Source organism: Streptomyces sp. NPDC029138 (genome assembly GCF_055564375.1).
In genome coordinates, this window is the sequence record NZ_JBVHWM010000087.1 from 13,398 (window position 1) to 36,005 (window position 22,608).

Annotated in this window: 19 protein-coding genes and 1 pseudogene; 11 read left to right on the forward strand and 9 right to left on the reverse strand. The window is 70.7% G+C overall.

From position 1 onward, the window contains the following. Positions 1–189: 189 nt before the first annotated feature. Complete coding sequence (locus tag ACZ4WH_RS39605; protein ID WP_468190126.1) at positions 190–1,518, forward strand: epoxide hydrolase family protein; 1,329 nt, start codon at positions 190–192, stop codon at positions 1,516–1,518. A gap of 96 nt (positions 1,519–1,614) precedes the next feature. On the opposite strand, the gene ACZ4WH_RS39610 is transcribed toward ACZ4WH_RS39605, so the two are convergent. The 5 genes from ACZ4WH_RS39610 to ACZ4WH_RS39630 form a co-directional block, all read right to left on the reverse strand. Beyond that, entirely contained in the window at positions 1,615–2,328 is a 714-nt protein-coding gene (locus ACZ4WH_RS39610; protein WP_468190128.1) for an SDR family NAD(P)-dependent oxidoreductase, read from the reverse strand. Between the two features lie 431 nt (positions 2,329–2,759). Further along, on the reverse strand, positions 2,760–4,952 hold the full coding sequence (locus ACZ4WH_RS39615; RefSeq protein WP_468190130.1) for a SpoIIE family protein phosphatase: 2,193 nt from the start codon (positions 4,950–4,952) through the stop codon (positions 2,760–2,762). 273 nt (positions 4,953–5,225) lie between these two features. After that, positions 5,226–5,909: an NADPH-dependent F420 reductase gene (locus tag ACZ4WH_RS39620; protein ID WP_468190132.1), complete on the reverse strand. Its 684-nt coding sequence runs from the start codon at positions 5,907–5,909 to the stop codon at positions 5,226–5,228. 35 nt (positions 5,910–5,944) lie between these two features. Beyond that, complete coding sequence (locus ACZ4WH_RS39625) at positions 5,945–6,976, reverse strand: LLM class flavin-dependent oxidoreductase (protein ID WP_468190134.1); 1,032 nt, start codon at positions 6,974–6,976, stop codon at positions 5,945–5,947. Then, entirely contained in the window at positions 6,969–8,018 is a 1,050-nt protein-coding gene (locus ACZ4WH_RS39630) for an LLM class flavin-dependent oxidoreductase (protein ID WP_468190136.1), read from the reverse strand. Before ACZ4WH_RS39630 ends, ACZ4WH_RS39625 begins: the two co-directional genes overlap by 8 nt. Before the next feature lie 312 nt (positions 8,019–8,330). Between ACZ4WH_RS39630 and ACZ4WH_RS39635 the strand changes: the two genes are divergently transcribed. Next, positions 8,331–9,449, forward strand: a complete 1,119-nt coding sequence (locus ACZ4WH_RS39635) for an NAD(P)/FAD-dependent oxidoreductase (RefSeq protein WP_468190138.1) — start codon at positions 8,331–8,333, stop codon at positions 9,447–9,449. 94 nt (positions 9,450–9,543) lie between these two features. Here ACZ4WH_RS39635 and ACZ4WH_RS39640 read toward each other — a convergent pair whose 3' ends face one another. Continuing rightward, positions 9,544–10,206 carry a TetR/AcrR family transcriptional regulator gene (locus tag ACZ4WH_RS39640; protein ID WP_468190140.1) on the reverse strand — a complete coding sequence of 221 codons (663 nt, stop codon included), beginning with the start codon at positions 10,204–10,206 and terminating at the stop codon, positions 9,544–9,546. A 110-nt stretch (positions 10,207–10,316) separates the two neighbouring features. On the opposite strand from ACZ4WH_RS39640, the gene ACZ4WH_RS39645 reads away from it, so the two are divergent. The 9 genes from ACZ4WH_RS39645 (at position 10,317) to ACZ4WH_RS39685 (ending at position 19,797) form a co-directional block, all read left to right on the forward strand. Further along, positions 10,317–10,946, forward strand: coding sequence for a cysteine hydrolase family protein (locus tag ACZ4WH_RS39645; RefSeq protein WP_468190142.1), 630 nt, complete (start codon positions 10,317–10,319; stop codon positions 10,944–10,946). Further along, positions 10,943–12,520 carry an aldehyde dehydrogenase (NADP(+)) gene (locus ACZ4WH_RS39650; protein ID WP_468190144.1) on the forward strand — a complete coding sequence of 526 codons (1,578 nt, stop codon included), beginning with the start codon at positions 10,943–10,945 and terminating at the stop codon, positions 12,518–12,520. Before ACZ4WH_RS39645 ends, ACZ4WH_RS39650 begins: the two co-directional genes overlap by 4 nt. An 85-nt stretch (positions 12,521–12,605) precedes the next feature. Next, the gene (locus tag ACZ4WH_RS39655) at positions 12,606–13,091 is read left to right on the forward strand and encodes a lipocalin-like domain-containing protein (protein WP_468190146.1); all 486 of its coding nucleotides are present in this window, start codon (positions 12,606–12,608) and stop codon (positions 13,089–13,091) included. A 643-nt stretch (positions 13,092–13,734) separates the two neighbouring features. Next, positions 13,735–14,199: an acyl-CoA thioesterase gene (locus tag ACZ4WH_RS39660; protein WP_468190148.1), complete on the forward strand. Its 465-nt coding sequence runs from the start codon at positions 13,735–13,737 to the stop codon at positions 14,197–14,199. Between the two features lie 791 nt (positions 14,200–14,990). After that, a complete protein-coding gene (locus ACZ4WH_RS39665) occupies positions 14,991–15,506 on the forward strand; it encodes a (2Fe-2S)-binding protein (protein WP_468190150.1) in 516 nt (171 codons plus the stop codon). Then, positions 15,490–16,482, forward strand: coding sequence for an FAD binding domain-containing protein (locus ACZ4WH_RS39670; protein ID WP_468190163.1), 993 nt, complete (start codon positions 15,490–15,492; stop codon positions 16,480–16,482). Before ACZ4WH_RS39665 ends, ACZ4WH_RS39670 begins: the two co-directional genes overlap by 17 nt. Beyond that, positions 16,479–18,686, forward strand: coding sequence for a xanthine dehydrogenase family protein molybdopterin-binding subunit (locus ACZ4WH_RS39675; RefSeq protein WP_468190152.1), 2,208 nt, complete (start codon positions 16,479–16,481; stop codon positions 18,684–18,686). Before ACZ4WH_RS39670 ends, ACZ4WH_RS39675 begins: the two co-directional genes overlap by 4 nt. A 19-nt stretch (positions 18,687–18,705) precedes the next feature. Continuing rightward, positions 18,706–19,152 (forward strand): lipocalin-like domain-containing protein, encoded by a 447-nt coding sequence (locus tag ACZ4WH_RS39680; RefSeq protein WP_468190153.1) that lies wholly within the window; start codon positions 18,706–18,708, stop codon positions 19,150–19,152. A gap of 18 nt (positions 19,153–19,170) precedes the next feature. Next, positions 19,171–19,797, forward strand: coding sequence for a cysteine hydrolase family protein (locus ACZ4WH_RS39685; protein WP_468190155.1), 627 nt, complete (start codon positions 19,171–19,173; stop codon positions 19,795–19,797). A gap of 7 nt (positions 19,798–19,804) precedes the next feature. Here the strand turns inward: ACZ4WH_RS39685 and ACZ4WH_RS39690 are convergent, their stop codons facing one another. The 3 genes and pseudogenes from ACZ4WH_RS39690 to ACZ4WH_RS39700 form a co-directional block, all read right to left on the reverse strand. After that, positions 19,805–20,386, reverse strand: coding sequence for a TetR/AcrR family transcriptional regulator (locus ACZ4WH_RS39690; protein WP_468190157.1), 582 nt, complete (start codon positions 20,384–20,386; stop codon positions 19,805–19,807). 49 nt (positions 20,387–20,435) lie between these two features. Continuing rightward, a complete protein-coding gene (locus tag ACZ4WH_RS39695; protein ID WP_468190159.1) occupies positions 20,436–21,776 on the reverse strand; it encodes an MFS transporter in 1,341 nt (446 codons plus the stop codon). A 109-nt stretch (positions 21,777–21,885) separates the two neighbouring features. Beyond that, positions 21,886–22,186, reverse strand: a pseudogene (locus tag ACZ4WH_RS39700) (hypothetical protein); the annotation flags it as partial. Positions 22,187–22,608: the final 422 nt, after the last annotated feature.

A 22,608-nucleotide genomic window follows, 5' to 3' on the forward strand; every position in this document is an offset into this window, starting at 1 on the left:
TCACGACGGAACGCCCCGCCGTCAGGCCCAAGCGTAAGGGTTTTCCTTGTTCCGTCAAGTAGGCGGTGCGGGCTCGCCTGCCCTGTCACATCAATCCGTCACCGGCTTGACTGGTGATGAACTTGACGTCATGATCACACTCACCAGCAAACGTAACCTCTTTAGCAGGTTATGGATCGAGGAGTTGTCATGGAAACCACCGAAGACACCGGCCACCCCACCACCGGCCGCCGCCGGTTCCTCGGCCTCGCCGCGGGTGCCGTAGCCGCCACCCAGCTCGGCCTTTCCGGCCAGGCGCACGCCGCGGCCGGCGCCCACCCCGGCTCCCCCCGACCGGTCCCCGGGGTCCGCCCCTTCCGCATCAAGGTCCCGCAGCGGGAGATCAGTGAGCTGCGGCGGCGGGTGCGGGCGACGCGCTGGCCGGACCGGGAGACCGTCGGCGACCGCTCCCAGGGCGCCCAGCTGGGGAAGGTCCGCCCGCTGGTCGAGTACTGGGGTAGCGGCTACGACTGGCGCAAGGTCGAGGCGAGGCTCAACGCGCTGCCCCAGTTCATCACCGAGATCGACGGTCTGGACATCCAGTTCGCCCACATCCGCTCGCCGCACGCCGACGCCCTGCCGATGCTGATGACACACGGCTGGCCCGGCTCGATCATCGAGCTGCTGAAGATCGTCGATCCGCTCACCAACCCGACGGCCCACGGCGGACGTGCCGAGGACGCCTTCCATCTCGTCCTCCCGACGCTGCCCGGCTACGGCTTCTCCGGCAGGCCCGCGTCGGCCGGGTGGAACCCGGCCCGTGTCGCGACCGCGTTCCACCGGCTCATGCTCCGGCTCGGTTACCACGAGTACGTGTCCCAGGGCGGCGACTGGGGCGCGATCATCGCGCAGATCCAGGCCACGCAGCGGCCCGAGGGGCTGCTGGGCATCCACGTGAACATGCCGGGTACGGTGCCGCCGGAGATCCTCCGCCACCTGCGGAACTCCGACCCGGCGCCCGCCGGTCTGTCGGCCCGTGAGAAGGTCGCCTACGACCGTCTGCTGCACTTCTACCATGACGGCTTCGGCTATGCGGCGATGATGAACCAGAGCCCGCAGACCATCGGTTACGCCCTCGCCGACTCGCCCCTGGCGATGGCGGCCTACTACTACGACAAGATCGCGGAGTGGACCGACTCCGGCGGCGACCCCGAGAAGGTCCTCACCTACGACGAGATGCTCGACGCCATCTCGCTGTACTGGCTGACCAACACCGGGGCATCCTCCTCCCGGCTGTACTGGGAGGGCTACCAGGCCGGCGGCGGACCGTTCGACGCGTTCGACATCCCCGACGTCCCGGTGGCGGTCACGGTGTTCCCGGCCGAGATCTACCCCGCGCCGCGCAGCTGGGGCGAGCGGGCCTACGGCAACCTCATCCACTGGAACGAGGTCGACAAGGGAGGCCACTTCGCCGCCTGGGAACAGCCGCGACTCCTGTCCGAGGAGCTGCGCACGGCGTTCAGGTCGCTGCGGCACTGACGCCCTGTGCGAGGTGCTCACGCCTGTGGCCGGCTCAGCCGGCTGATCCGGCCACGGACCGTTCCGCACACCTGCGGCCTGCTGCGGCGCGCGTGCTCAGTGCCCCGCGCTCATGCCGCCGTCGACGTGCAGGATCTCGCCGGTGACGAACGGGGCGTTCTCCAGGTACAGCACCGCGTCCGCGATGTCGCTCTGTTCGCCCATCCGCCGCATCGGGTGCAGGTCGCCGAGGGCCGCGTGGGCCTCCTCCGGGTGCATGGGGGTCTTGATGGTGCCGGGCGAGACGGCGTTCACGCGGATGCCGCGGGTGGCGTACTCGATCGCCAGGGACTTGGTGACGGACTGGAGCCCGCCCTTGGTCAGCGAGGCCATGGCGGAGGGCAGGCGCATGTCCGGGCTGTCGACCAGGCTGGTGGTGATGGTGACGACGTGACCGCCGCCCTGGCCGAGCATCTGCTCGATGGCCAGCTGCGTGATGCGGAAGAAGCCGCTGAGGTTCACGCCGGTCACGGCCGCGTAGTCGTCCAGGGTGTACTCGGTGAAGGGCTTGGCGACGAAGATGCCCGCGTTGTTGACCAGGCTGTCGACGCGCCCGAACCGCTCCAGGCCCTGGGCGATGACGCGCTCGGCGGTGGCGGGGTCGGCGATGTCGCCCTGCACGGTGAGCAGGTCCGGGTCACCGGACGGGGCGATGGTGCGGGACGTGGCGACGACGGCGTAGCCGTGCTTGCGGTAGGCGTCGACGATGCTCGCGCCGAGGCCCTGCGAGGCACCGGTGACGACTGCGACCTTCTGAGTGCTCATGATCATCTCTTGGGGTGAGGTGGGGTTCGGATTTCTGTGCCTGACGTTAGTAGACCGGTCGACTACTAGTCAATCGGTCTACTGAACTTCCCACCGTGCGGCCGGCACCAGCAGGACGGCGCACATCAGCAGGCCGGGGCCCCGAACGCGCGGCTGAGGCGGCCGGCCAGCAGGACTAGGGCACCGGCATCCGGCCGAGGCCGACGAAGGAGGGGAGACCTCGCGCAGCTCGGGACCGTACCGGCCCTGCGCCCGCGGTTCGGCCACCCGATGCCGCCGCGGCGACCGGCGCGACGCCAGGACGGACGCGAGCCCGGCCGGCGCAACCTCGTCGTCCCGCCCGCCCCCGTTCTCTCGGCCTCCCCGCCGCGCGGCTCCGCCGGTCCGGCCGTACACCGGCGGCCACCGGCTCAGGCCCCCGCGCGCACCGCCGCCGCTCACCGCCCGGGGATGGGCAGTGTCAGGGACACCGTCTTGCCCTGTCCGTTCGGGGAGCTGTTCCACGTGTCGGCGAGCGCCTCCACGATCAGCAGACCCCGGCCGTGTTCCGCTTCCGCGTTCTCCTCCTCGCCGAGGGACAGCGACGAGGGTATCGGCGGGTTGCTGTCGGAGTCGCGTACCTCCAGTCGGAGGTGGTCGTCGAAGGCGCGCAGCCGCACGTCCACGTCACTGCCGGCGTGGATGAGCGCATTGGTGACGATCTCGGAGACGACCAGCTCCAGGGGCTCCGCCATCTCCCGCAGCCCCCACGAGCCCAGCTGGTCCTGGACGAACGTGCGGGCCGCCCGGACCCCGAGCAGATCACGGCGCTGGATGTGCAGGCTCCCCACCCGCGGTTCCTCCTGCCCCACCGCCCCGCCGTACAGCGCCAGCAGCAGGACGGCGTCGTCGCGGCGCTGCTGTGGCGTGGAGCCGTCCTCGACGAACAGGTCGGCCAGCTGTTCGAGATCGGGTGCGGACCCGTCGCTCCCGGTGCCGAGCAGCGTGTGCAGACGCGCCTGCGGATCGGGCGTGTCCCAGCCGACGAGGCCGTCCGTGTACAGCATCAGGACCGAACCGCACTCAAGACGGTGTTCGCTCCCCTGGCAGGCCTCCGCCGTGGGGACACCCAGGGGCAGGTTGGCCGGAGCGGTCAGGACGCCGATGCTCCCGTCCGGCCGTCGTACCAGGGGCGGGGGATGCCCGGAGAGGGCCACCTCGGCGGTGCCGTCCAGCGTGTCCAGCGAGACGACGCAGCAGGTCGCGGTGAGGTCGGTGCCCATTGCGGCCAGGAGCCTGCCGGTCCGGTCGATCACCCTGGCGGGACGGTGGCCCTCGGCGGCGTAGGAGGCCACCGCGGTGCGTATCTGCCCCATGACGGCGGTGCTCTCCACGGAGTGTCCCTCGACGTCGCCGACGACCAGCACCGCCCGGTCCCCGGGCAGCGTGATCACGTCGTACCAGTCACCCCCCACCCTGGTGGTGACGCCGGCGGGCCGGTACCGCGCCGCGGTCACCAGCCGCGGCAGATCCGGGAGCAGGGACGGCAGGAGGAAACGCTGGAGGCATTCGCTCATCGCCCGCTGCTGCGCGCTCAGCTCGACCCGGCGCACCGCCGCTCCCAGCAGCCCCGCCATCATGCCGAGAAGGGCCCTCTCCTCGGGCGGGAAGCCGCGCGGCCCGGAGAACTCCAGGCAGCACACCGCGACCACGCGCCCGCTGCCGCCGAGCGGCAGGTCCATGAACTGCCGGTCGCCGGTGAGCGGCAGGTACAGCTCGGCTCGCGGCTCGCCGGCCGAGAAGGAAGCCGTGTGCGAGTGCCCGGTCAGGAACACCGGGCGTCCGCGGAACGCCTCCGCCGCCGGTGTCCGGTCGTCCGTCCCGGCACCGTGCAGAGCGCGGGCCATGCCGGAGGAGGCACCGCTGTGCCCTAGGACCCACAGCCGGCCCTCGAGGGCCGACACCAGCGCCAGCGCGCGGGCGCGCAACGGGTCCATGACGCAGTACCGGGCGGCCTGCACCACCTCTTCGATGGTCGTGGCCCGGTTGAGCAGCTCCGCCAGGCGGCGCAGCGGGAACATCATGCTCGTGCCCGCGGAGCCCGGGATGTCACCCAGCCCCCAGCCCGGTACGCACACAGGTGCATGAGGGTCGTCACGTCCCGGTGGCACCAGCATCGGCATCGGACCGGCCGCCACGGCCACGCCGTTGTCGGCCAGCCCGGCCAGTGCCACGGCCAGCCGGTCCGCGAGACCCCGCAGCTCCGCGCGCTCGGCAGCCGTGAATGCGCCGTCCGTCTCCAGCCGCAGCACGGTCAGGGCGCCGAAGCGCCGGTTGCCCGCGATGACCGGGGCCGCCACGGCGACGTAGGGATACGGCAGACGCTGTTCCTGGCCCGGGTCGGCGGGATCAGGGTCCAGCAGTACGGCCGTTTCCCCCGTCAGGACAGCGCGCACCGTCGCGGCGGGCGCATCCAGCCCCATCCGCCCCGGCAGCGTGAACAGAGACGGCGGACTTCCGTCGGCCAATGCGAGGCGGAGTTCGCCGCGGCGCTCGTCCAGCAGGTAGACACCCGCCGACACGGCGTTCAACCGGTGCCTGGCCGCACCGGTGGCGTGGTGGAGGGTATGGCCGAGATCCGTTCCGCGCATGTCCGCGGGCCCGTTCCGCCGCCGCTGATCCGGTGCTGCACCGCTGCTCGTCACGAGACGGCTCCCTCCAGCGAGATGCTGGTCATCGACTGTCATCGACCGGTCGTCGAGAGGTGTTCTGCCGTATTCCGGTGATAAGCAATTATTCGGCGGCCGGGAGGTTCCGCGCGAGCCGTCGGCCGTGGTGGGACGGCGTCGTCCCGAGACTGGATCACCGAGCGGGGGATCGGCGGCGGTAGCTTCGGCAGTGTGGTCCTCGTCGGCCCGCCCGCTTCAGCGAGCCTCCATGACGGCGCGGCCCAGCTCCGACGCGGGGAAGCGGTCGAGCATGGCGCGCAGTTCCTCGGCGTCCACGTCGGCGCCGAAGGGTTCGGTGCCCGGCTGGAGCCGTATGCCGGCGGCGAGCGGGCCGGCGATGACGGGGTCGAAGCCGAGGGCGTGGACGAGGTGCGCGACCGTGGCCCTGTCGTCGGGGTCGTCACCGGCGAGGGCGATCGCCTTGCGGTCGGCCGCCCCGGCGGGCCGGGCCTCGTCCTCGAGGTCGTGGTAGCCCATGTGGTTGAACGCCTTGACCACGCGGGAGCCCGGCAGGAACGCCTGGACCAGTTCGCTGGTGGACGTGCGCGGGTCGGTGAAGTCGTCGCGTATCCCGTCGACTTCCCACCAGTAGTTCATGGCGTCGACGACGAGTCTGCCGCGCAGCGCCTCCACCGGGACGTCGCGGTACTTGCCCAGGGGGAGGGCCAGGATCGCCACGTCGGCCCGGGCCGCGGCCTCCTCCGCGGTGACCGCGACCGCGCCGGGGGCGAGGATCTCCACGGTGAGAGCGATGGCGTCGGCCTCGCCCGACCCCGCGATCAGCACGCGGTAGCCGGCCGCCACCGCGAGCCGGGCCAGTACGGTTCCCACCTTTCCGGCGCCCAGGATGCCGATCGTACGGACGTCCGCGATGTTCATGGCGCTCCTTCGCGTCTTCCTTCGAGTCCTTCTCGTCAGCCGGCCAGCATGTCGCGGACCAGGGGGATCACCTTGGTGCCGTACAGCTCGACCGCGCGAAGGCGGGCGCTGACCGGTTGCGGGCCCGCCGTGTAGATGAGGTCGAACCGGCCGACGCCGAGTGTGCGGACGGCCCGCGCGATCCTGCGCGCGACCGTCTCAGGCGAGCCGACGTAGAGGGAGCCGTGCTCGATCTCGGCCTGGTACTCCTCGCGGCGCAGCGGTGGCCAGCCGCGCAGTGCGCCGATGCGGTCGCGGATCTCCCGGTACGGCTCCCAGAACACCTCCCGGGCTTCCTCATCGGTGTCGGCGACGAAACCGGGGGAGTGCATGCCCACCGGGTGGGGAGTGGTGCCGAACTGGGCCGCGGCGCGCCGGTACAGGTCGATGTAGCGGGCGAAGCGCTCGGGGGAGCCGCCGATGACGGCGAGCATCAGCGGAAGCCCGTAGTGCGCGGTGCGCATGACCGACTGGGGTGAGCCACCGACACCGACCCACGTGGTCAGGTGGCCGGACTCGGTCGGGGGATAGACCTCGGCGTTCTCCAGCGGAGCCCGCACGGTGCCCCGCCACGTGACGGGCTTCTCCTGGAGCAGCCGCACGAAGAGGTCGATCTTCTCCTCGAACAGCTTGTCGTAGTCGGCGAGGTCGTAACCGAACAGGGGGAACGACTCCGTGAAGGAGCCGCGGCCGAGAATGACCTCGGCCCGGCCGCCGGAGAGCGCGTCGACCGTGGCGAAGCGCTGGAACACCCGGACCGGGTCGTCCGAGCTGAGCACCGTCACGCCGGAGGACAGGCGGATGCGCCGGGTGCGGGTGGCGATGCCGGCGAGCACGGTCTCCGGGCTCGACACCGCGTACTCGGCGCGGTGATGCTCGCCGAGCGCGAGGACGTCGACGCCGATCCCGTCCGCGAGTACGGCTTCGTCGACGACCTGCCGGATCGCCCTGGCGTACGAGACCTGAGCACCGGAATCGTCCACCGGCACGTCACCGAACGTGTCCAGGCCGAAAACCAGATCAGACACGGGTGGGCTCCTCACTGAGCAGTTCCCGCACGCGTGGGGCGACTTCGCGGCCCATCAGCTCGATCGTGCGGGTGCGGGCCTGCCGGGGCAGGTGCATGATGTCGTATTTGAGGTCGAAGCGGCTGAGGCGCAGATCACGGGCCGTACGAGCGATCTTGCGGGCGACGGTTTCCGGGGACCCGACGTAGAGCGCGCCGCCGGCGAGCTCCGCCTCGTAGCGTGCACGGGTCGGGGCGTAGAACCCGCGTTCCTCGGCCAGTGCGGTCACGACCGGCTTCCAGTACCGCCACCAGGTCTCGACCGCCTCCTCGTCGGTGTCGGCGACGAGGCCCAGGGAGTGCTGGCCGACCGGCTGCGGGCCGTGCCCGGACTGCTGGAGTGCCCGGTGGTAGAGATCGACGTGGCGGGCGAAGCGCTGCGGACGCCCGCCGATGACGGCCAGCATCAGGGGCAGGCCGTAGCGTGCGGCGCGCAGCACGGAGTGGGGGCTGCCGCCCACACCGATCCAGGTGGGAATTCCGCCGGGCCGCATCCGGGGAGTGAGCCGCTGCTCGGTGAGCGGGGACCGGAACGCGCCGGACCACGTCACCGTCTCCTCCCGCTGCAACCGCGTGAACAGCTCCAGCTTCTCCTCGAAGAGCTGCTCGTAGTCGGCGATGTCATAGCCGAACAGCGGGAAGGACTCCGTGGCGGACGCGCGTCCCAGGACCAGCTGCGCCCGGCCGCCGGACACCGCGTCCAGGGTCGAGAACTCCTGGTAGAGCCGCACGGGATCGTTGGTGCTGAGCACGGTCACCGACGTGCCGAGGCGGATGTGCTCCGTGGCTGTCGCCATGGCGGCGAGCAGGACCGGTGTGGCGCTGTCGACGTGGCCCGCACGGTAGTGCTCGCCGACGCTGAACACGTCGACACCGGAGGCCTCGGCGAGCGCGGCCTCCTCGACCAGCAGCCGAACCGTCTCGGCGTCGTCGAGAACACGGCCGTCGTCCGTCGCGACATCACCGAAGGAGTTGAGCCCGACATCGAAGGGCGTGGCCGTCATGGTTCTCTCCTCTGCCGGCCCCGGCTGTCCGACCGTCCGGCTTTTTCTTGACGCATCAAGTATCCATCCATGTGATTGACATGTCAATTAGAGGCTGAGGGGGCGGGCGCGACTCCGCCGGAAGTCCAGGGCGTACGGCCGAGCACGCGACATCTTCACACAAGCGCCTACAAGGAGAGGTTTCGCACGTCAAAGGGTGCTCTCTGAACCCGGCACCTCTCTCCGGGCGTTGAACGAGAGGTGGGCCCTGCCCGGGCGGCACCGGTTGCCTGTCGAAGACACTCGGCACGAGTGCGGAGAAACGAGTTGAACATGGCCATAGTCACGCCCCAGCGACGGGTCGTCATCATCGGCGGGGGGTACGCGGGAGTACGCCTGGCGCGCGAACTCGACGCGGACGCCGACGTCACGCTGATCGACCTCAAGGAGGCGTTCTTCCACCGCGTCGCCTCGCTCCGGGCCGGCACCGACGAGGAATGGACGTACGCCCCCTTCATCCCGTACGACTCACTCCTGGCCAACGGCCGTGTCGTGCGGAACAAGGCCGTCGGCATAGCGACCGCGGAGCGTGAGGTGGTCCTCGCCACCGGACACCGTGTGCCGTACGACGTCCTGGTGATAGCGACAGGCGCCGACTACCAGGAACCGGCTCGCTTCACCGGCAGCACCGTCGAGGAGGCGGCGGCGTCCTTCCGGAGCCACCAGCGCCGGGTCGCCGAGGCCCGGAGCATCCTGGTGATCGGGGGCGGTCCCTCCGGGGTGGAACTTGCGGCGGAACTGCGGCGGGCCAATCCGGCGGCCCAGGTGACCCTCGCGCACCGCGGCCCCGGCCTGCTCAACCACCACGGCACCGGCCGGATGGGCCGTCAGGCGCGGGCGTGGCTGGAGCGGCACGACGTGAGGGTCCGGCTCAACACCTTCGTCACCTCCGCCGGCGGCGTCGGCGCCCGGCTGCGCGACCAGGCGGGCAGCCCCCTCGCCGCCGACGTCGTGTTCTGGACGACGGGCACCACTCCCAACACCCTGTGGCTCCGCCTGGCGGGACTCGGCACATGGCTCGACGAGAGCGGTCATGTCAAGGTGGACACACACCTGAGGGTGCTGGGACAGCGGGACGTCTTCGCGGTCGGTGACGTCAACGACGTGTCCGAGGCCAAGCTCAGCCCTTCAGCGGTCGCGCAGGGGGAGGCCGCGGCGCACAACATCCGCACGTACCTCGACCACGGCAGGCACGGGGGCCGGCCGCGCCCGTACAAGCCCGCTCCGGTGAGGATCTTCTCGGTGCCCTTCGGACCCGAAGGAGGCACCACCCTTCTCCCGGCGCTCGGCCGCGACGTCCTCGTACTCGGCAACAGGGCGACGTCGGCGCTCAAGAGCAGGACCCTGGCGCTTCCGATGACGCGCAAACTGCTGGGCAGCACCGCCGATTGACGGTGCCCGTCAGCCGTCGTCGCGCCTCGCTCACTCGCCGGCCGAGCGGGGCCGTGCGGCCGGCCGCGCCGGCGCCGCCCGGCCTGAACACGTATCAGGCGGCCGAAGACGTGTCCCGTGATACGTGTCGCGACAGCCGGGCGGTGACCGTTTCCAGCAGTTCGTCGGAGAACTCCTGGTCCTCCACGGCCCGGGCCATGAGCACCGCGCCGACGAGGGCGCTGAGGGTGACCATCGCCTCCGCCCGGGCGTCGGCGTCGTCGTCGGCATCGTCGTCCAGGCCGGCGATCAGGTCCAGGTAGGTGCGGACCTGCTTCTCGTACGCCTCCTTGAAGCGGTCGTCGCCGCGCGCGGCGGCGGCACCGAGGGAGACCAGCGCGCAACCGGTGGCCGGTGTGTCCCGGTGCTGCTTCGCGAGGTAGGCGTCGATCAGGCCGGCTCGCGGATCCTCCTCGTTCTTCCGCGCGGACCGCTCCATCTTCGCGGTGCCCTCCGCCAGGGCGAAGGCCGCGGCCTGGGTGATCAGGTCGTCCCGCGACCGGAAGTGTTTGTAGAAACCACCGTGCGTCAGCCCGGCCTCGTTCATGAGCTCCGCGATCCCGGGGCGGGTGACGCCTTCGGTGCGGATCTTGCGTGAGGTGATCCGCAGCACCCGTTCACGGGTCGCCGCCTTCTCCGCCTGTGAGTGGCCCATCCGACCCTGCCTTTCCTGGAGCGACGCGGTGGGACCACCGCGCGTCTGGATGATGTACATCATACACCCCTCACTGTCAAAACGGGACGGCCGACGTCGTCGTTTGACTTTCTGGATGACGGACGTAATCTGAATTCAGGATGTTGACTGTCATCCAGATTGGAGCCGAACCGATGACCCTGACCTACGACCCCCGTCGCACGGCCGTCCTGCTGGTCGACCCCTTCAACGACTTCCTCTCCGAGGGCGGCAAGATCTGGCCGCGCCTGGAACCCATGGCGCGGGAGGTGGGACTGCTGGACCACCTGCGCTCCGTGGTCGCCTCGGCCCGCGAGAACGGCGTCCGGGTGGTGTTCGTCCCGCACCGCCGCTGGGAGCCGGGGGACTACGAGACGTGGGACCACCCCAACCCCACCCAGCTCGGCATCATGGAGCGCCACAGCTTCGCCCGCGGAACCTGGGGCGGCGAGTTCCACCCCGACTTCCAGCCGCAGCCGGGCGAGGTCGTCGTCCAGGAGCACTGGGCGCAGAGCGGGTTCGCCAACACGGACCTGGACTTCCAGCTCAAGCAGCACGGCATCACCCACGTCGTGCTCGTGGGCCTGCTGGCGAACACCTGCATCGAGTCGACCGGCCGCTTCGCCATGGAACTCGGCTACCACGTGACGCTGGTGCGTGACGCCACCGCGGCGTTCCTGCCCGAGATGATGCACGCCGCGCACGAGCTGAACGGCCCCACCTACGCCCACGCCATCACCACCACCGACGAGCTGACCACCGCCTTCAAGGGAGCACGCGCATGACCCTCACCGGAGACCTGCTGATCGGAGCCTCGCAGGTGCCCGCGACCGCGGGAGCCATGAAGGCCCTCAACCCCGCCACCGGAGAACTCGTCGAGCCCGAGTTCGCCTTCGGCGGCCCGGCCGAGGTCGACCGCGCGGTCCGCCTGGCCGACGAGGCGTTCGACAGCTACAGCCACACCGGGCTCGCCGAACGCGCCGCGTTCCTCGACCTCGTCGCGGACAAGCTGGAGGCGGTCAAGGACGAACTCGCCGCACGCCTCGCCCTGGAGACCGGTCTGCCGGCCGCCCAGTTCGAGGGCGAGGCCGTACGGACCGCCGGCGTGTTCCGCAAGTTCGCCACCGTCGTCCGCCAGGGCCGTTTCCTCCAGGCCACCATCGACCCCGCGCAGCCGGACCGGCAGCCCGCACCGCGCCTCGACCACCGGTTGCAGAAGGTGGCTCTCGGCCCGGTGGTCGTCTTCGGCGCCAGCAACTTCCCGATCTCCTACTCGGTCGCCGGCGGCGACACGGCCTCGGCCCTGGCGGCCGGTTGCCCCGTCGTCGTCAAGGCGCACAACGCGCATCCAGGTGCCTCCGAGATCGAGGGCCGGGTCATCCAGGAGGCCGTCGCCGAGGCGGGACTCCACGAGGGCGTCTTCTCCCTCGTCCGGGGCGCGGGCAACGAGATCGGCGAGGCACTCGTGGACCACCCCCTGGTCCGGGCGGTCACCTTCACTGGCTCCGAGACCGGCGGCATGGCCCTCTACCGCCGGGCCCAGCGGCGTCCCGACCCCATCCCGGTGTTCACCGAGATGACCAGCGTCAACCCGACGTTCGTCCTGCCCGCCGCTCTGGCGGCGCGCGGAGCGGAGATCGGCGGCGGCCTGGTCCAGCGCGCCATGTACAACGTCGGACAGGCCTGCCTGAAGCCCGCCGTCCTCCTCGCCGTCGACGGACCGGGCTTCCAGGAACTGCGGGACGCGGCGACCGCCGAGGTGGAGAAGGTGGCCGCGCGGACCATGCTCACGCCCGGCATCCACGACGCCTACACCCGCAACGCGCGGCGTCTGGAGGACGAGGGCGCCACCCGGATCGCCGCGGGACCGGCCCCGGACGGCGCGTGGGACGGCCAGTCCCAGCTGTACGAGGTCAGCGGGGAGCGGTTCCTGGCCGAGCCGGCCCTGCGCGAGGAGGTCTTCGGCCCCGCCCTCCTGCTGGTACGGCTGACCGGCCCGGAACAGCTGCTGGAGGCGGCCCGCGCCTTCCGCGGACAGCTCTCGGCCACCCTGCACGCCGAGGCCGGCGACCGCGCCACCGCCGAGCAGCTCCTGCCGGTCCTTGAGCGCCGCACGGGCCGCATCGTGTTCAACGCCTTCTCGATCCCGCAGGAGGTCACCTACGCCACCACCCACGGAGGCCCGTTCCCGGCCACCTCCGACAGCCGCTTCACCTCCGTGGGCATGGGCGCGATCGAGCGGTTCGTACGGCCGGTCACCTACCAGAACTTCCCGGACGACCTGCTGCCCCAGCCGCTGCGCGAGGCGAACCCGCTGCACCTGTGGCGGGTCGTCGACGGCGAACTCACCCGGGACTGAACCGTCCCTGCCGCCCCGTCCGCCCACCGGACGGGGCCCGTTCGCTCCGGACGAAGCTTTCCACACAAGGTTAAGGAGCCCTTCCGTGACCGTCACCGACCAAGCCGCCGCGGACGACGAGCGCGAGGCCCGCGACGAGGTGCGCCGGAGACTGCTCGGCGCCTGGCAGCTCGTGTCGTACACCGCAGGCAGCCCCGACGGAGAGGTCATCCATCCCCTCGGACCCGCTCCGTACGGCCTGATCGTCTACACCCCGCAGGGCTACATGTCCGCCCAGCTGGGGCGCGGCGACCGCCCGCCCCTGAGGTCGGCGCGCCTCGAGGACGCGGAGGCCGACGAACTGGCCCGGGCGGCGGCCGGCTACGTCTCCTACGGCGGGCCGTTCGAGGTCGTGAATCCCACCACCGTGGAGCACCACGTCACCACCAGCCTCTTCCCGAACTGGATCGGACGGTCCCAGGTACGGAAGGTCCGCTTCGCCGGCTCGTTCCTCCGGCTCGCCGTCGCCACTCCCACCAGGCTCTGGGGTGCGGACCGTACGGCCGAACTCACCTGGCACAGGCTGGCCTGACCACGAGCGCCGCGAGTTCCTTCCCGGGAGTCGCGCAAGCGGGCACGCGGGACCGGACCTCCGCTCCCGCGTGCCCCGCGCCCCGCGCCCCTCTCCTCCTGCTGCTGCTCGGGACGATCGTCCTGGCCTGGCACTCCTTGCCCGTCCGGCACCGGGCCCACGGCCCCGCGGCGGCCACCGAAACGGTCACCGAGCGTACGCGGGACACCACCGGCGTCGGTACCGGCGACCGGCGGTAGGGCGGGGGGAGGGTCGGGCACGGCGCCCCGCCGGGACCCGCGCATCAAGCGGCCCGGCTCACCATGCCCGGCCCCGCCGTGTGCCCGGGCGGTTCCGCTGGGCAGGGGCTGTTAACCTTTGCCGCGGGTCGCTTAGTTGTCCGGTACGAAAGGGCTTCCGCCGTCCCCTCATGCGCGCGGGGCGGAAGCGGAACGGCCGTCCAGGCTCAACACACCCTGACGACGACGACCCGTCGACGGGGTCGATCGCGGGCGGACCGCGGACGGTCACGGCGAGGGGCTGACGGACCCCGGACCACCGAACACGTGTCGGTGTCGCGCATCACACGTGTCAACCCGTCCACGGGACATGCCCGTTCGCTGAAGTACTGGATCATGTGCTGCACACAGCAGAGGAGATAGTGATGACGGAGACCGCTCCAGCGGTCGGCATGCCGACCGCCGGCACGGGCGTCCTTATACCGCTGAGCGTTCACTTCGACGACCTGGACCCGATGGGGATGCTGCACAACACCCGTTACCAGGCGCTGGTCGAGCGGGCATGGGTGGCCTTCTGGCGGAAGCACGGTCTGATCAGCGAGAAAGGCCCCGAGGGAGACAGCTTCAACGTCGTGAAGGCGTTCACCATCACCTACAACCGGCCCATCATGACGTTCGGCGAGTACGCCGTGCACCTATGGATCGAACGCATGGGCGCCACGTCGGCGACCGCGGGCTACCGGGTGTGCTCCGCGGACGGCGAGACGACCTACGCGTACGGCAGCCGCACCGCCGTCCGGCTCGACCCCACCACCCTGTCGCCCACACCGTGGTCCGACAGGGTCCGGAAGACCGCTCGCCTGCTGCAGAAGCTGGAGGACGGCCGCTGAGCGGATCTCCACCGGGGAACGGCTCACGGCCCGGCGCCGCCCGTCCTCCGGCGGGCCGCGTCCCCGTGGCCGCGTGAGCCCGCGCAGGAGCCCGTCAGGGCCGGTGCGGACGGGCGAGAGCGCGCTCCGGCCCGGGTCCGCGGCGCCGGCCCGCTCGCGGGCGGGACCGCGCATCCGGGTGCCCCTACGGGCATGTGTCCACGGGGGCCGCCATGTCGGACCTTCCGCCGGGCGTTTCCGACCCGGACGAGGACGGCGGCACCCGACGCGGGCGCAGCCGTGATCGGCGCGAAGCCGGCCGATCCGGGCGGGCGCGCCGTGGGAGGCGGCACTTCCGGCGTCGCTCGCTGCCGGTCCGGCTCCCCGCCGACCGGGATGCCGGCGTCGCCCTCCGTCCGCAGCCACTCCCGGGCAGGTGTCCCCGCGAGCCGGCCCGCCGGCCGACACGTGTCTCAGCCGAGCCCACGCGCCCCACACCCGCGATGCCCCGCGGGGTGGCACGGCCATCCGCCGGCGTCCGGGACAGCACACCGGTTTCCGCCCGCCGACAGCGCCCCGTACTGCCGCCGACGCCACAGGTCAGACCGTCGAGAGGACGGCCACTCCCTGCCATCATGTCCAGGGCCGCGGCCATCGGATGCGGAAGTGGTCACCCACTCGTATGGTGTAGTGAACTTTCGAGGCTCGGCGCACCGGTGAACGCGGCCCTCGTGGCCGCTCAGCACGCCGAGGGCCGAAGTCGGTCCTTTTCCCGGCGTGGACATCGCAGGCGGACAAGAGGCGGGGACGCCATGACCTCTCGAGCGGAGCCACTGGACGCGGAGGCCGTCCGGTACACGGAGTTCACACTGCGGGTGAACGGGCAGGCGCACGCAGTGCGCATCGATCTGCGTACGACCCTGCTCGACGCCCTGCGAGACATACTGGGCCTCACCGGCACCAAGAAGGGGTGTGACGCGGGCACCTGCGGCGCGTGCACCGTCCACGCGAACGGCAAGCGCGTCCTTTCGTGCCTGACGCTCGCGGCACAGTGTGAGGACCGCGACGTCACCACCATCGAGGGAATCGGGGACGGGGAGTCGCTGCATCCCGTACAGTCCGCGTTCCTCAGTCACGACGGTTTCCAGTGCGGCTATTGCACACCTGGGCAGATCATGTCCGCTCTCGCACTGATCGCTGAGGGCAGGACGGGGTCTCCCGAGGAAATCCGTGAGTACATGAGCGGGAACATCTGCCGCTGCGGCGCGTACCAGAACATCGTCGCCGCCATCCAGGAAACGGCTGGTGACCATGGTTCAGCCATTTGAATTCACGCGGGTCGACGACGTCTCCACGGCACTGGCCGAAGCGGAAGCCGACAGTACCGCCGCTTACCTGGCCGGTGGGACGACCCAGCTGGATCTGATGAAGGACGGTGTGCTGCGCCCCGGTCGTCTGATCGACATCACCCGCCTTCCCCTCCACGACATCGAGCGGCTGGGCGACACGTTGTTCATCGGTTCTCTGACCACGATGGAAGAACTGGCGGCCCATCCCGTGGTCGTGCAGCGCCTGCCCTTCGTGCGGGAGGCGCTGTTGCGCAGCGCCTCGGTCCAGCTGCGCAACATGGCGACCATCGGCGGAAACCTCCTGCAACGGACCCGCTGCCGGTACTTCCGGGACGACACGGTCACGACGTGCAACAAGCGGATGCCGGGGACGGGGTGTGCGGCGATCAACGGTTTTCACCGGACGAGCGCCGTCCTGGGCACGAGCGAGCACTGCATCGCGACCCACGCCTCGGACCTCGCGGTCGCGCTGATCGCCATGGACGCGGTCGTCCACGTCAGCCACAGCGACGGCAGCCGCACGATTCCGCTCACCGGCTTCTACCGGACCCCGGGAGACACCCCGCACCTGGAGAACGTCCTGCGGCCCGGGGAACTCATCACGACGATCGAGGTGCCGCTCCTGCCCCAGGGGGCTCGTTCCGACTACCTCAAGGTGCGCGACCGTATGAGCTACGAGTTCGCGCTCGCCTCGGCGGCAGTGGCCGTGGTGCTGGACGGCGCAGTCATCAGGTCGGCACGGGTGGCCCTGGGCGGAGTGGCGACGGTCCCCTGGCGAGCGCTCGAAGCGGAGGAGACGCTGACCGGAGCCACCGCCGGCCCCGAGGTGTTCCAGGCCGCGGCCCGGGCGGCGCTGGCCGGGGCCGAGCCACGACCGCAGAACGCCTTCAAGGTGCTGCTCGCGCAGCGCACCCTGATGCGCACGCTGCGGACTGTCACAGGAGTCAGCTCATGACGACACTTTCCCGCTCCCCGGTCCTCGGCAGCGGTCGTGACCGCGTCGAGGGGCACTTGAAAGTGTCGGGCCGGGCCCCCTACCCCAACGACGTCTCCTACCCCGACATGGCCCACGCCGTCCTGCTGGGCAGCACCGTGGGCGCCGGCCGGATCACCGGCCTGGACACCGCGGAAGCCGAGCAGGCGCCTGGGGTCATCTGCGTCATCACGCATCTGAACGCGGGTGAGTTGAAGCGTGCCCCGCTGACACCCCTGGGCGTCTCGCCGCCCGCCCCCTTGCAGAGCGACGTCATATTCCACCACGGCCAGCACGTGGCCGTGGTCGTGGCGGAGACCTTCGAGCAGGCCACGCAGGCGGCCCGCCTGGTCCGGGTGGACTACGCGCCGGCGGAAACCATCCTGGAGGTGGACGACCCCCGCGCGGAACTGAGAAGGAACCCCTGGGGCCGGGACGCGGACCGAGGCGACGTCTCCCAAGCGCTGGCCTCCGCCGACGTGGTGATCGACCAGACCTATCTCACGTCGGACAACACGAACAACCCGATGGGGCTCCTGACCACCGTGGCCCGGTGGGAAGGGGACACCCTGCTGGTCAACAACTCGACCCAGTGGGCTTCGCTGGAACAGACCTCCCTGGCCGCGGCCTTCGACATCCCCGAGGACCGCGTCAACGTGTCGGCACCCTACGTCGGCGGTGGTTTCGGCGCGGGACTCCGGGTCTGGCCACACGTCGTCCTGGCGTCACTCGCCGCCCGCAGGACGGGCCGGCCGGTCAAGCTGGTCCTCACCCGCCCGCAGATGTTCTGGGCCGCCGGCCACCGGCCCAAGGGACGGCAGCGGGTCCGTCTCGGCGCGACCCGGGACGGGGACCTCGTCGCCATCCAGCACGAGGCGCTGACCGCCACGGCGATCGACGACGACAACTTCGAGCCCACGGCCTCCGTGTCCGCCGCCGCGTACGCCTGCCCGAACGCCTCGACACGGGACACGCAGGCCCGGCTGAACATCCCGGTACCCAACTCCATGAGGGGCCCGGGAACGGCGACCGGGAACTACGCGCTGGAATGCGCGATGGACGAACTCGCGTACGCACTCGGCATGGACCCGCTGGACCTGCGTCTGCGCAACGACGCCACCATCCATCCGCAGCTGAACCTGCCCTGGAGCAGCCGCGCCATGAAGGAGTGCCTCCTGCACGGTGCTGAACTCTTCGGCTGGTCACGGCGCACCCACGAACCGGGCTCCATGCGTGAGGGCGACGTGCTGGTCGGCTACGGCCTGGCGGGCGTCGCGTATCCATGGTTCCGGGCGCGCTGCGGGGCTCGTGCGACGGTGCGACGGGACGGGACCGCGTATGTGTGCAGTGCCGGTACCGAGATCGGGAACGGCGCGTACACCGTCTTCTGCCAGTTGTCGGCCGAGCTGTTGGGCCTGGACGTCGGCCAGGTCACGTTCGGCCTGGGTGACTCGTCCATGCCCCGCGCCCCGCAGACAGGTGGCTCAGGGCTGACGAGCTCGGTCGGCAGTGCCGTGTACGAGGCGTGCCGCCGGCTCATCGGCGACTTCCTCGCGCTGCTGGCCGCGGACGGGGACTCGCCGTTGCACGGGTGCTCGGTCGACGACGTGGTGGTCGAAGCCGGGGTCGTCCGGCGACGCGACGATCCGTCCCGCGGAGAGTCGTACGCGGACATCCTCGCGCGGCACGGCCTGGCGGAGCTGACCGCGGAGGGCGAGAGCATCCCCGCGCAGGCGAAGGAACTCGGCATGGCACCGGCGGGGGCGTTCGGGGCCAAGTACGTCGAGGTGCACGTGGACCGCGATCTCGGGCGACTGCGTGTGGCCCGTGCGGTCTCGGTCATCGACGGCGGCCGCATCCTGAACGAGAAGACGTCGGTGAGCCAGATCGTCGGCGGTACCGTCGGCGGCATCGGCATGGCCCTGTTCGAGGAGACAGTGAGCGACGTTCCGTCCGGGCGCATCGCCAACGCCACCCTCGGCGACTACCTCGTTCCCGTCAACGCGGACGTCCCCCAGATGCAGGTCGCCTTCGTCGGCTCGCCGGATCCCGCCAACCCGATCGGTACCAAGGGCATCGGCGAGATCGGACTGGTCGGCATCGCCCCGGCGGTCGCCAACGCGGTGTTCCACGCCACGGGCCGCCGCATCCGTTCCTTGCCCATCACCATCGAGAAGGTGCTGTGAACGGTGAGGCGGACGTGCCATGACGCCCGCTGAACTGCGCGACGCCCTGGTGGGAACATGGCGGCTCGCCTCGTACGAGGCCCGGAGCGTGGACGACGGGTCGGTCGTCCATCCCTTCGGCGAGCAGCCCGTAGGCATGATCATGTACACGGCCGACGGTTACATGTCCGCGCAGATCACCAGGCCCGACAGGCCCCCGTTCGACGAGTCCCGCCTCGAGGACGGCCGGCCCGAGGAACTGGCCGAGGCGGCCCGGAACTACCTGGCCTACGCCGGTTCCTTCGACGTCCCTGACAGCGGCACCGTCATCCACCAGGTCGTGCTCAGCCTGTTCCCGAACTGGATGGGTGAGGCGCAGCTGCGGGTGGCGAAGCTGGACGGGAAGGTGCTGCAACTGGCGCCGGCCACACCGGTCCGTATCTGGGGGAAGCAACGCACAGGTGTCCTGACCTGGGAGCGAGTGTGACCACCCCTGAGGAGTGCCATGACTGAAACCTACGATCTCAAGCGCACGGCGATCTGTCTGGTCGACCCGTACAACGACTTTCTCTCCGAGGGGGGCAAGGTTTGGCCCGCGGTCAGGCATGTCGCTCTGGAGGTGGGTCTGCTGGACAACCTGCGCGCCGTCGTCGCAGCAGGACGCGAGAGCGATGTCCGTGTCTTCTTCGTCCCCCACCGTCGCTGGCGGGAAGGGGACTACGACGACTGGGCCCACCCCAACCCCACCCAGCAGGGGGTCCGCAAGAGGCACACCTTCGCCTACGGCACGTGGGGCGGCGAGTTCCACCCCGACTTCCAGCCCGCCGACACGGACGTGGTCATCAAGGAGCACTGGGCCCAGAGCGGCTTCGCCAACACCGACCTGGACTTCCAGCTCAAGCAGCACGACATCACGCACGTCATCATCATCGGGCTGCTCGCCAACACCTGCATCGAATCCACCGGCCGATTCGCCATGGAACTGGGCTACCACGTGACCCTCGTCCGTGACGCCACCGCCGCCTTCAAACCCGAGATGATGCACGCCGCCCATGAGCTGAACGGGCCGACGTTCGCCCACAGCATCACCACGGCCCAGGACCTCGTGCAGGCGTTGAAGAACAGCGGGTAGCGCGACCTCAGCGAGCGATCGGCGCCGCGTCGAGCAGGGCCGCCGCCGCACCGCGGGCGGTCGTGGCGGCGGAGGGATCACGATCCATCCGCGCGGCCTGACCCGCACCGTCGTAGAGCAGGTGGAGCTGTCGGGCCAGCTCCTCCGGCTCGGCGTACCCGCACGTGGCGGCCAGTTCGGTGAACAGCTCACGCACCCAGGACCGATAGGTCTCGGCGGCGTGGCGGATGGCACTGTCCTCGGCTGTTTCGGCGCTGGCCCGGACGAACGCGCACCCGTTGTACCCGGAGTCGGTGAACGCCTCGCCCAGCGCGTCGAAGACGCCGAGTATCTGCTCACGGGGGGTGCGGAAGCGCGTCAGGGTACGGGTGATCCGGTTCTTCATGCGCTCGAAACGCAGCTCCAGGTAGGCGCAGACAAGCCCTTCCTTGCTCCCGAAGGTGTTGTAGAGGGACGCCTTCGCCACTCCGGCGTGCTCGATGACACGGTCGATGCCGACGGTTTGCACCCCCTGCTGGTAGAACAGGTCGTCAGCCGCCTCAAGCAAGCGCTCACGCGCGGACAGCTTCGTCGCGGTCCTGGCCGCCATGACCACCACCCTCTCAGACAGACCTGTCTATTCTAGCGCGATGCCTGCCTCACGACTGTGACGTGGTTTCCGCGAGGCGCGCGGGCTCGGGAGCGGAGCCGGTTTCCGGTCGGACGACTGCCACGTGCTCCGCCCGGCGGCCGTTGAGCACCAGGCCGGTCAGCGCCGCGAGCGCCAGCACGATGACGGCGATGCCGTACTCCCTGGCCGTCTGCACCAGCCCGCCGCCATGCACGACCAGGACGCCGCCGATCACCGCCGGCACACCCAGCCCCACGTAGCACACGACGTAGAGAAGGGACAGCACCCCGGCTCGTTCGTGCGGCTTCACCCGCGGCACGACCAGCCTGATGCCCCCCTGGAACCCGCTGCCGAAGCCGAAGCCGGATATCGCGCCGCCGATGAAGAAGCCGATCACGGCGGAGGTGCCGCCGGCGCCCGAGCCGATGGACACCAGGGTGACCGCCACGCCGACGACCAGCGAGCCGATGCCGATCAGCATGACGTTCCGGGTCGCCGCGTTGCGCATCAGGACGACGGCCGTACCGGCGGAGCCGGCGAGTACGAACAGGGGCAGCCCTCCCCACACCACGGAGGTGGAGTGCACCAGAGTCCGGGCGAGAGCCGGACCCAGCGCGCCGTACAGGCCGGTCAGTGCCCACACCGCGAACATCACCGGCGCGGCGATCGCCACCGACGCGCGGGCGGACCTGGGCAGCTTGAACTCGGGGGCCATGCTGGCCAGCGCGCCCGGCTCGCGGCTGACCGTCTCCTTCAAGCCCGTCACGGCCAGCGCCTGAAGGGCGAACACGCCGAGAAGCACGTAGTAGACGAGGTGGGTCGGGGCCGGCAGGTACTGCACGATCAGCCCGGAGACCAGGGCGCCGCTCGCGGTCCCGATCGTGGGCGCGAAGGAGTTGAGGAAACCGCCCCTGCGCGCGTCGAGGTCGAGCATTCCGGCACCGAGCGCACCGACCGCCGCCCCGGTGCTCAGTCCCTGGACGACGCGGGCGGCCAGCAGCGCGTCCACGCCACCGGCGGTGATGAACACCACCATGGCCGCTGTCTGCGCGAGCAGGGCCACGAACAGTACCGGCCGCCGGCCCACGTGGTCGGAGATCTTCCCGAAGACCAGGAGCGCGACCAGCACGGCCACCGCGTACACACCGAAGACGACGGTGACGGTGATCGGCGAGAACCCCCAGCGCGCCTGGTAGATCGCGTAGAGGGGGGTCGGCGCGCTGGACGAGGCCAGCAGGGATACGAGGATCGAGGCCAGCAGCCCGAGGGAGGCGATGGGCCCGAGTCCCCAGCGTCGCGGGGCTCTGTGCGCGGGAGACCGACGCACCGAGGTGCCCTCGGTGGCGGGTCGCGGCGTCGTGCTTCTCATGACTCTCACTCTCGGTCTGGAAAACGAACCGAGTCCATACTAGACAGATCTGTCTGATGGGTGGGGCGCCCGGGATGGTGAGACACGTCGCACCGGGCCCGCCGCATCGGCTGTGGAGGTGCCGGGGCTTGAAGTGGCGGCCGCGGTGAGGGTCGTGTCTCGTTTGGTGACCCTCGCCCATGGGCCGCAGCCCTTCGCCGTCGAGGATGTTGCCGACAGTGACGCCGACGAGCTCTCGAGCGGAGGGGAGCCGACGGTGGGCGGTCGACTTCGAAGTGCCGAAGCAGGGCGGTACGTGGCGCCCGGCACAACCGCTGACCAGGACGCGGATGATGGCCGCGAACAGCGTCTTAGCAGGGGGCGTCGTGCGCTCCGCAGCCCTGAGGCCGCACTCTCGACGGCGGGACCAGTGGCTTCGCGGTCTTCTACAGCCCGTCCGAAACGATCCAACGCCACGTACCCTGCCTCAGACCCCGGGGTCGACGACGCCCCACCGCATAGGAGCGGTTCAGCGCAACGGCATTGTCATTCGTTCGGCAGGGGGGACAGTCATGCCGGGCCGGGGGCCGGCGGCCCTCTTGCACGACCGCGGGAACCACAACGGGGGAGACTGTCGTCCGCCTGTTCCCGAGCGCACTCTCGTCACCGTGTCGCGGGCACCGGCTTGCCTGTGCCGGCACGTCTCTCGCCGTGCGCCGGAGCGGTTGCGCTGGGGGGGGGGGGGGGGGGGGGGGGGGGGGGGGGGGGGGGGGGGGGGGGGGGGGGGGGGGGGGGGGGGGGGAGGGGGGGAGGAGGGGGGGGGGGGGGGGGGGCGGGGGGCGCAACCTGCTAG

Coding starts and splice junctions, on each gene's coding strand:
- ACZ4WH_RS39675 (WP_468190152.1), top strand. CDS start 16,479: ATGACGACACTTTCCCGCTCCCCGGTCCTCGGCAGCGGTCGTGACCGC.
- ACZ4WH_RS39670 (WP_468190163.1), top strand. CDS start 15,490: ATGGTTCAGCCATTTGAATTCACGCGGGTCGACGACGTCTCCACGGCA.
- ACZ4WH_RS39650 (WP_468190144.1), top strand. CDS start 10,943: ATGACCCTCACCGGAGACCTGCTGATCGGAGCCTCGCAGGTGCCCGCG.
- ACZ4WH_RS39635 (WP_468190138.1), top strand. CDS start 8,331: ATGGCCATAGTCACGCCCCAGCGACGGGTCGTCATCATCGGCGGGGGG.
- ACZ4WH_RS39615 (WP_468190130.1), bottom strand. CDS start 4,952: ATGCGCGGAACGGATCTCGGCCATACCCTCCACCACGCCACCGGTGCG.
- ACZ4WH_RS39620 (WP_468190132.1), bottom strand. CDS start 5,909: ATGAACATCGCGGACGTCCGTACGATCGGCATCCTGGGCGCCGGAAAG.
- ACZ4WH_RS39660 (WP_468190148.1), top strand. CDS start 13,735: ATGACGGAGACCGCTCCAGCGGTCGGCATGCCGACCGCCGGCACGGGC.
- ACZ4WH_RS39690 (WP_468190157.1), bottom strand. CDS start 20,386: ATGGCGGCCAGGACCGCGACGAAGCTGTCCGCGCGTGAGCGCTTGCTT.
- ACZ4WH_RS39645 (WP_468190142.1), top strand. CDS start 10,317: ATGACCCTGACCTACGACCCCCGTCGCACGGCCGTCCTGCTGGTCGAC.
- ACZ4WH_RS39605 (WP_468190126.1), top strand. CDS start 190: ATGGAAACCACCGAAGACACCGGCCACCCCACCACCGGCCGCCGCCGG.
- ACZ4WH_RS39665 (WP_468190150.1), top strand. CDS start 14,991: ATGACCTCTCGAGCGGAGCCACTGGACGCGGAGGCCGTCCGGTACACG.
- ACZ4WH_RS39695 (WP_468190159.1), bottom strand. CDS start 21,776: ATGAGAAGCACGACGCCGCGACCCGCCACCGAGGGCACCTCGGTGCGT.
- ACZ4WH_RS39610 (WP_468190128.1), bottom strand. CDS start 2,328: ATGATCATGAGCACTCAGAAGGTCGCAGTCGTCACCGGTGCCTCGCAG.
- ACZ4WH_RS39630 (WP_468190136.1), bottom strand. CDS start 8,018: ATGACGGCCACGCCCTTCGATGTCGGGCTCAACTCCTTCGGTGATGTC.
- ACZ4WH_RS39640 (WP_468190140.1), bottom strand. CDS start 10,206: ATGATGTACATCATCCAGACGCGCGGTGGTCCCACCGCGTCGCTCCAG.
- ACZ4WH_RS39685 (WP_468190155.1), top strand. CDS start 19,171: ATGACTGAAACCTACGATCTCAAGCGCACGGCGATCTGTCTGGTCGAC.
- ACZ4WH_RS39680 (WP_468190153.1), top strand. CDS start 18,706: ATGACGCCCGCTGAACTGCGCGACGCCCTGGTGGGAACATGGCGGCTC.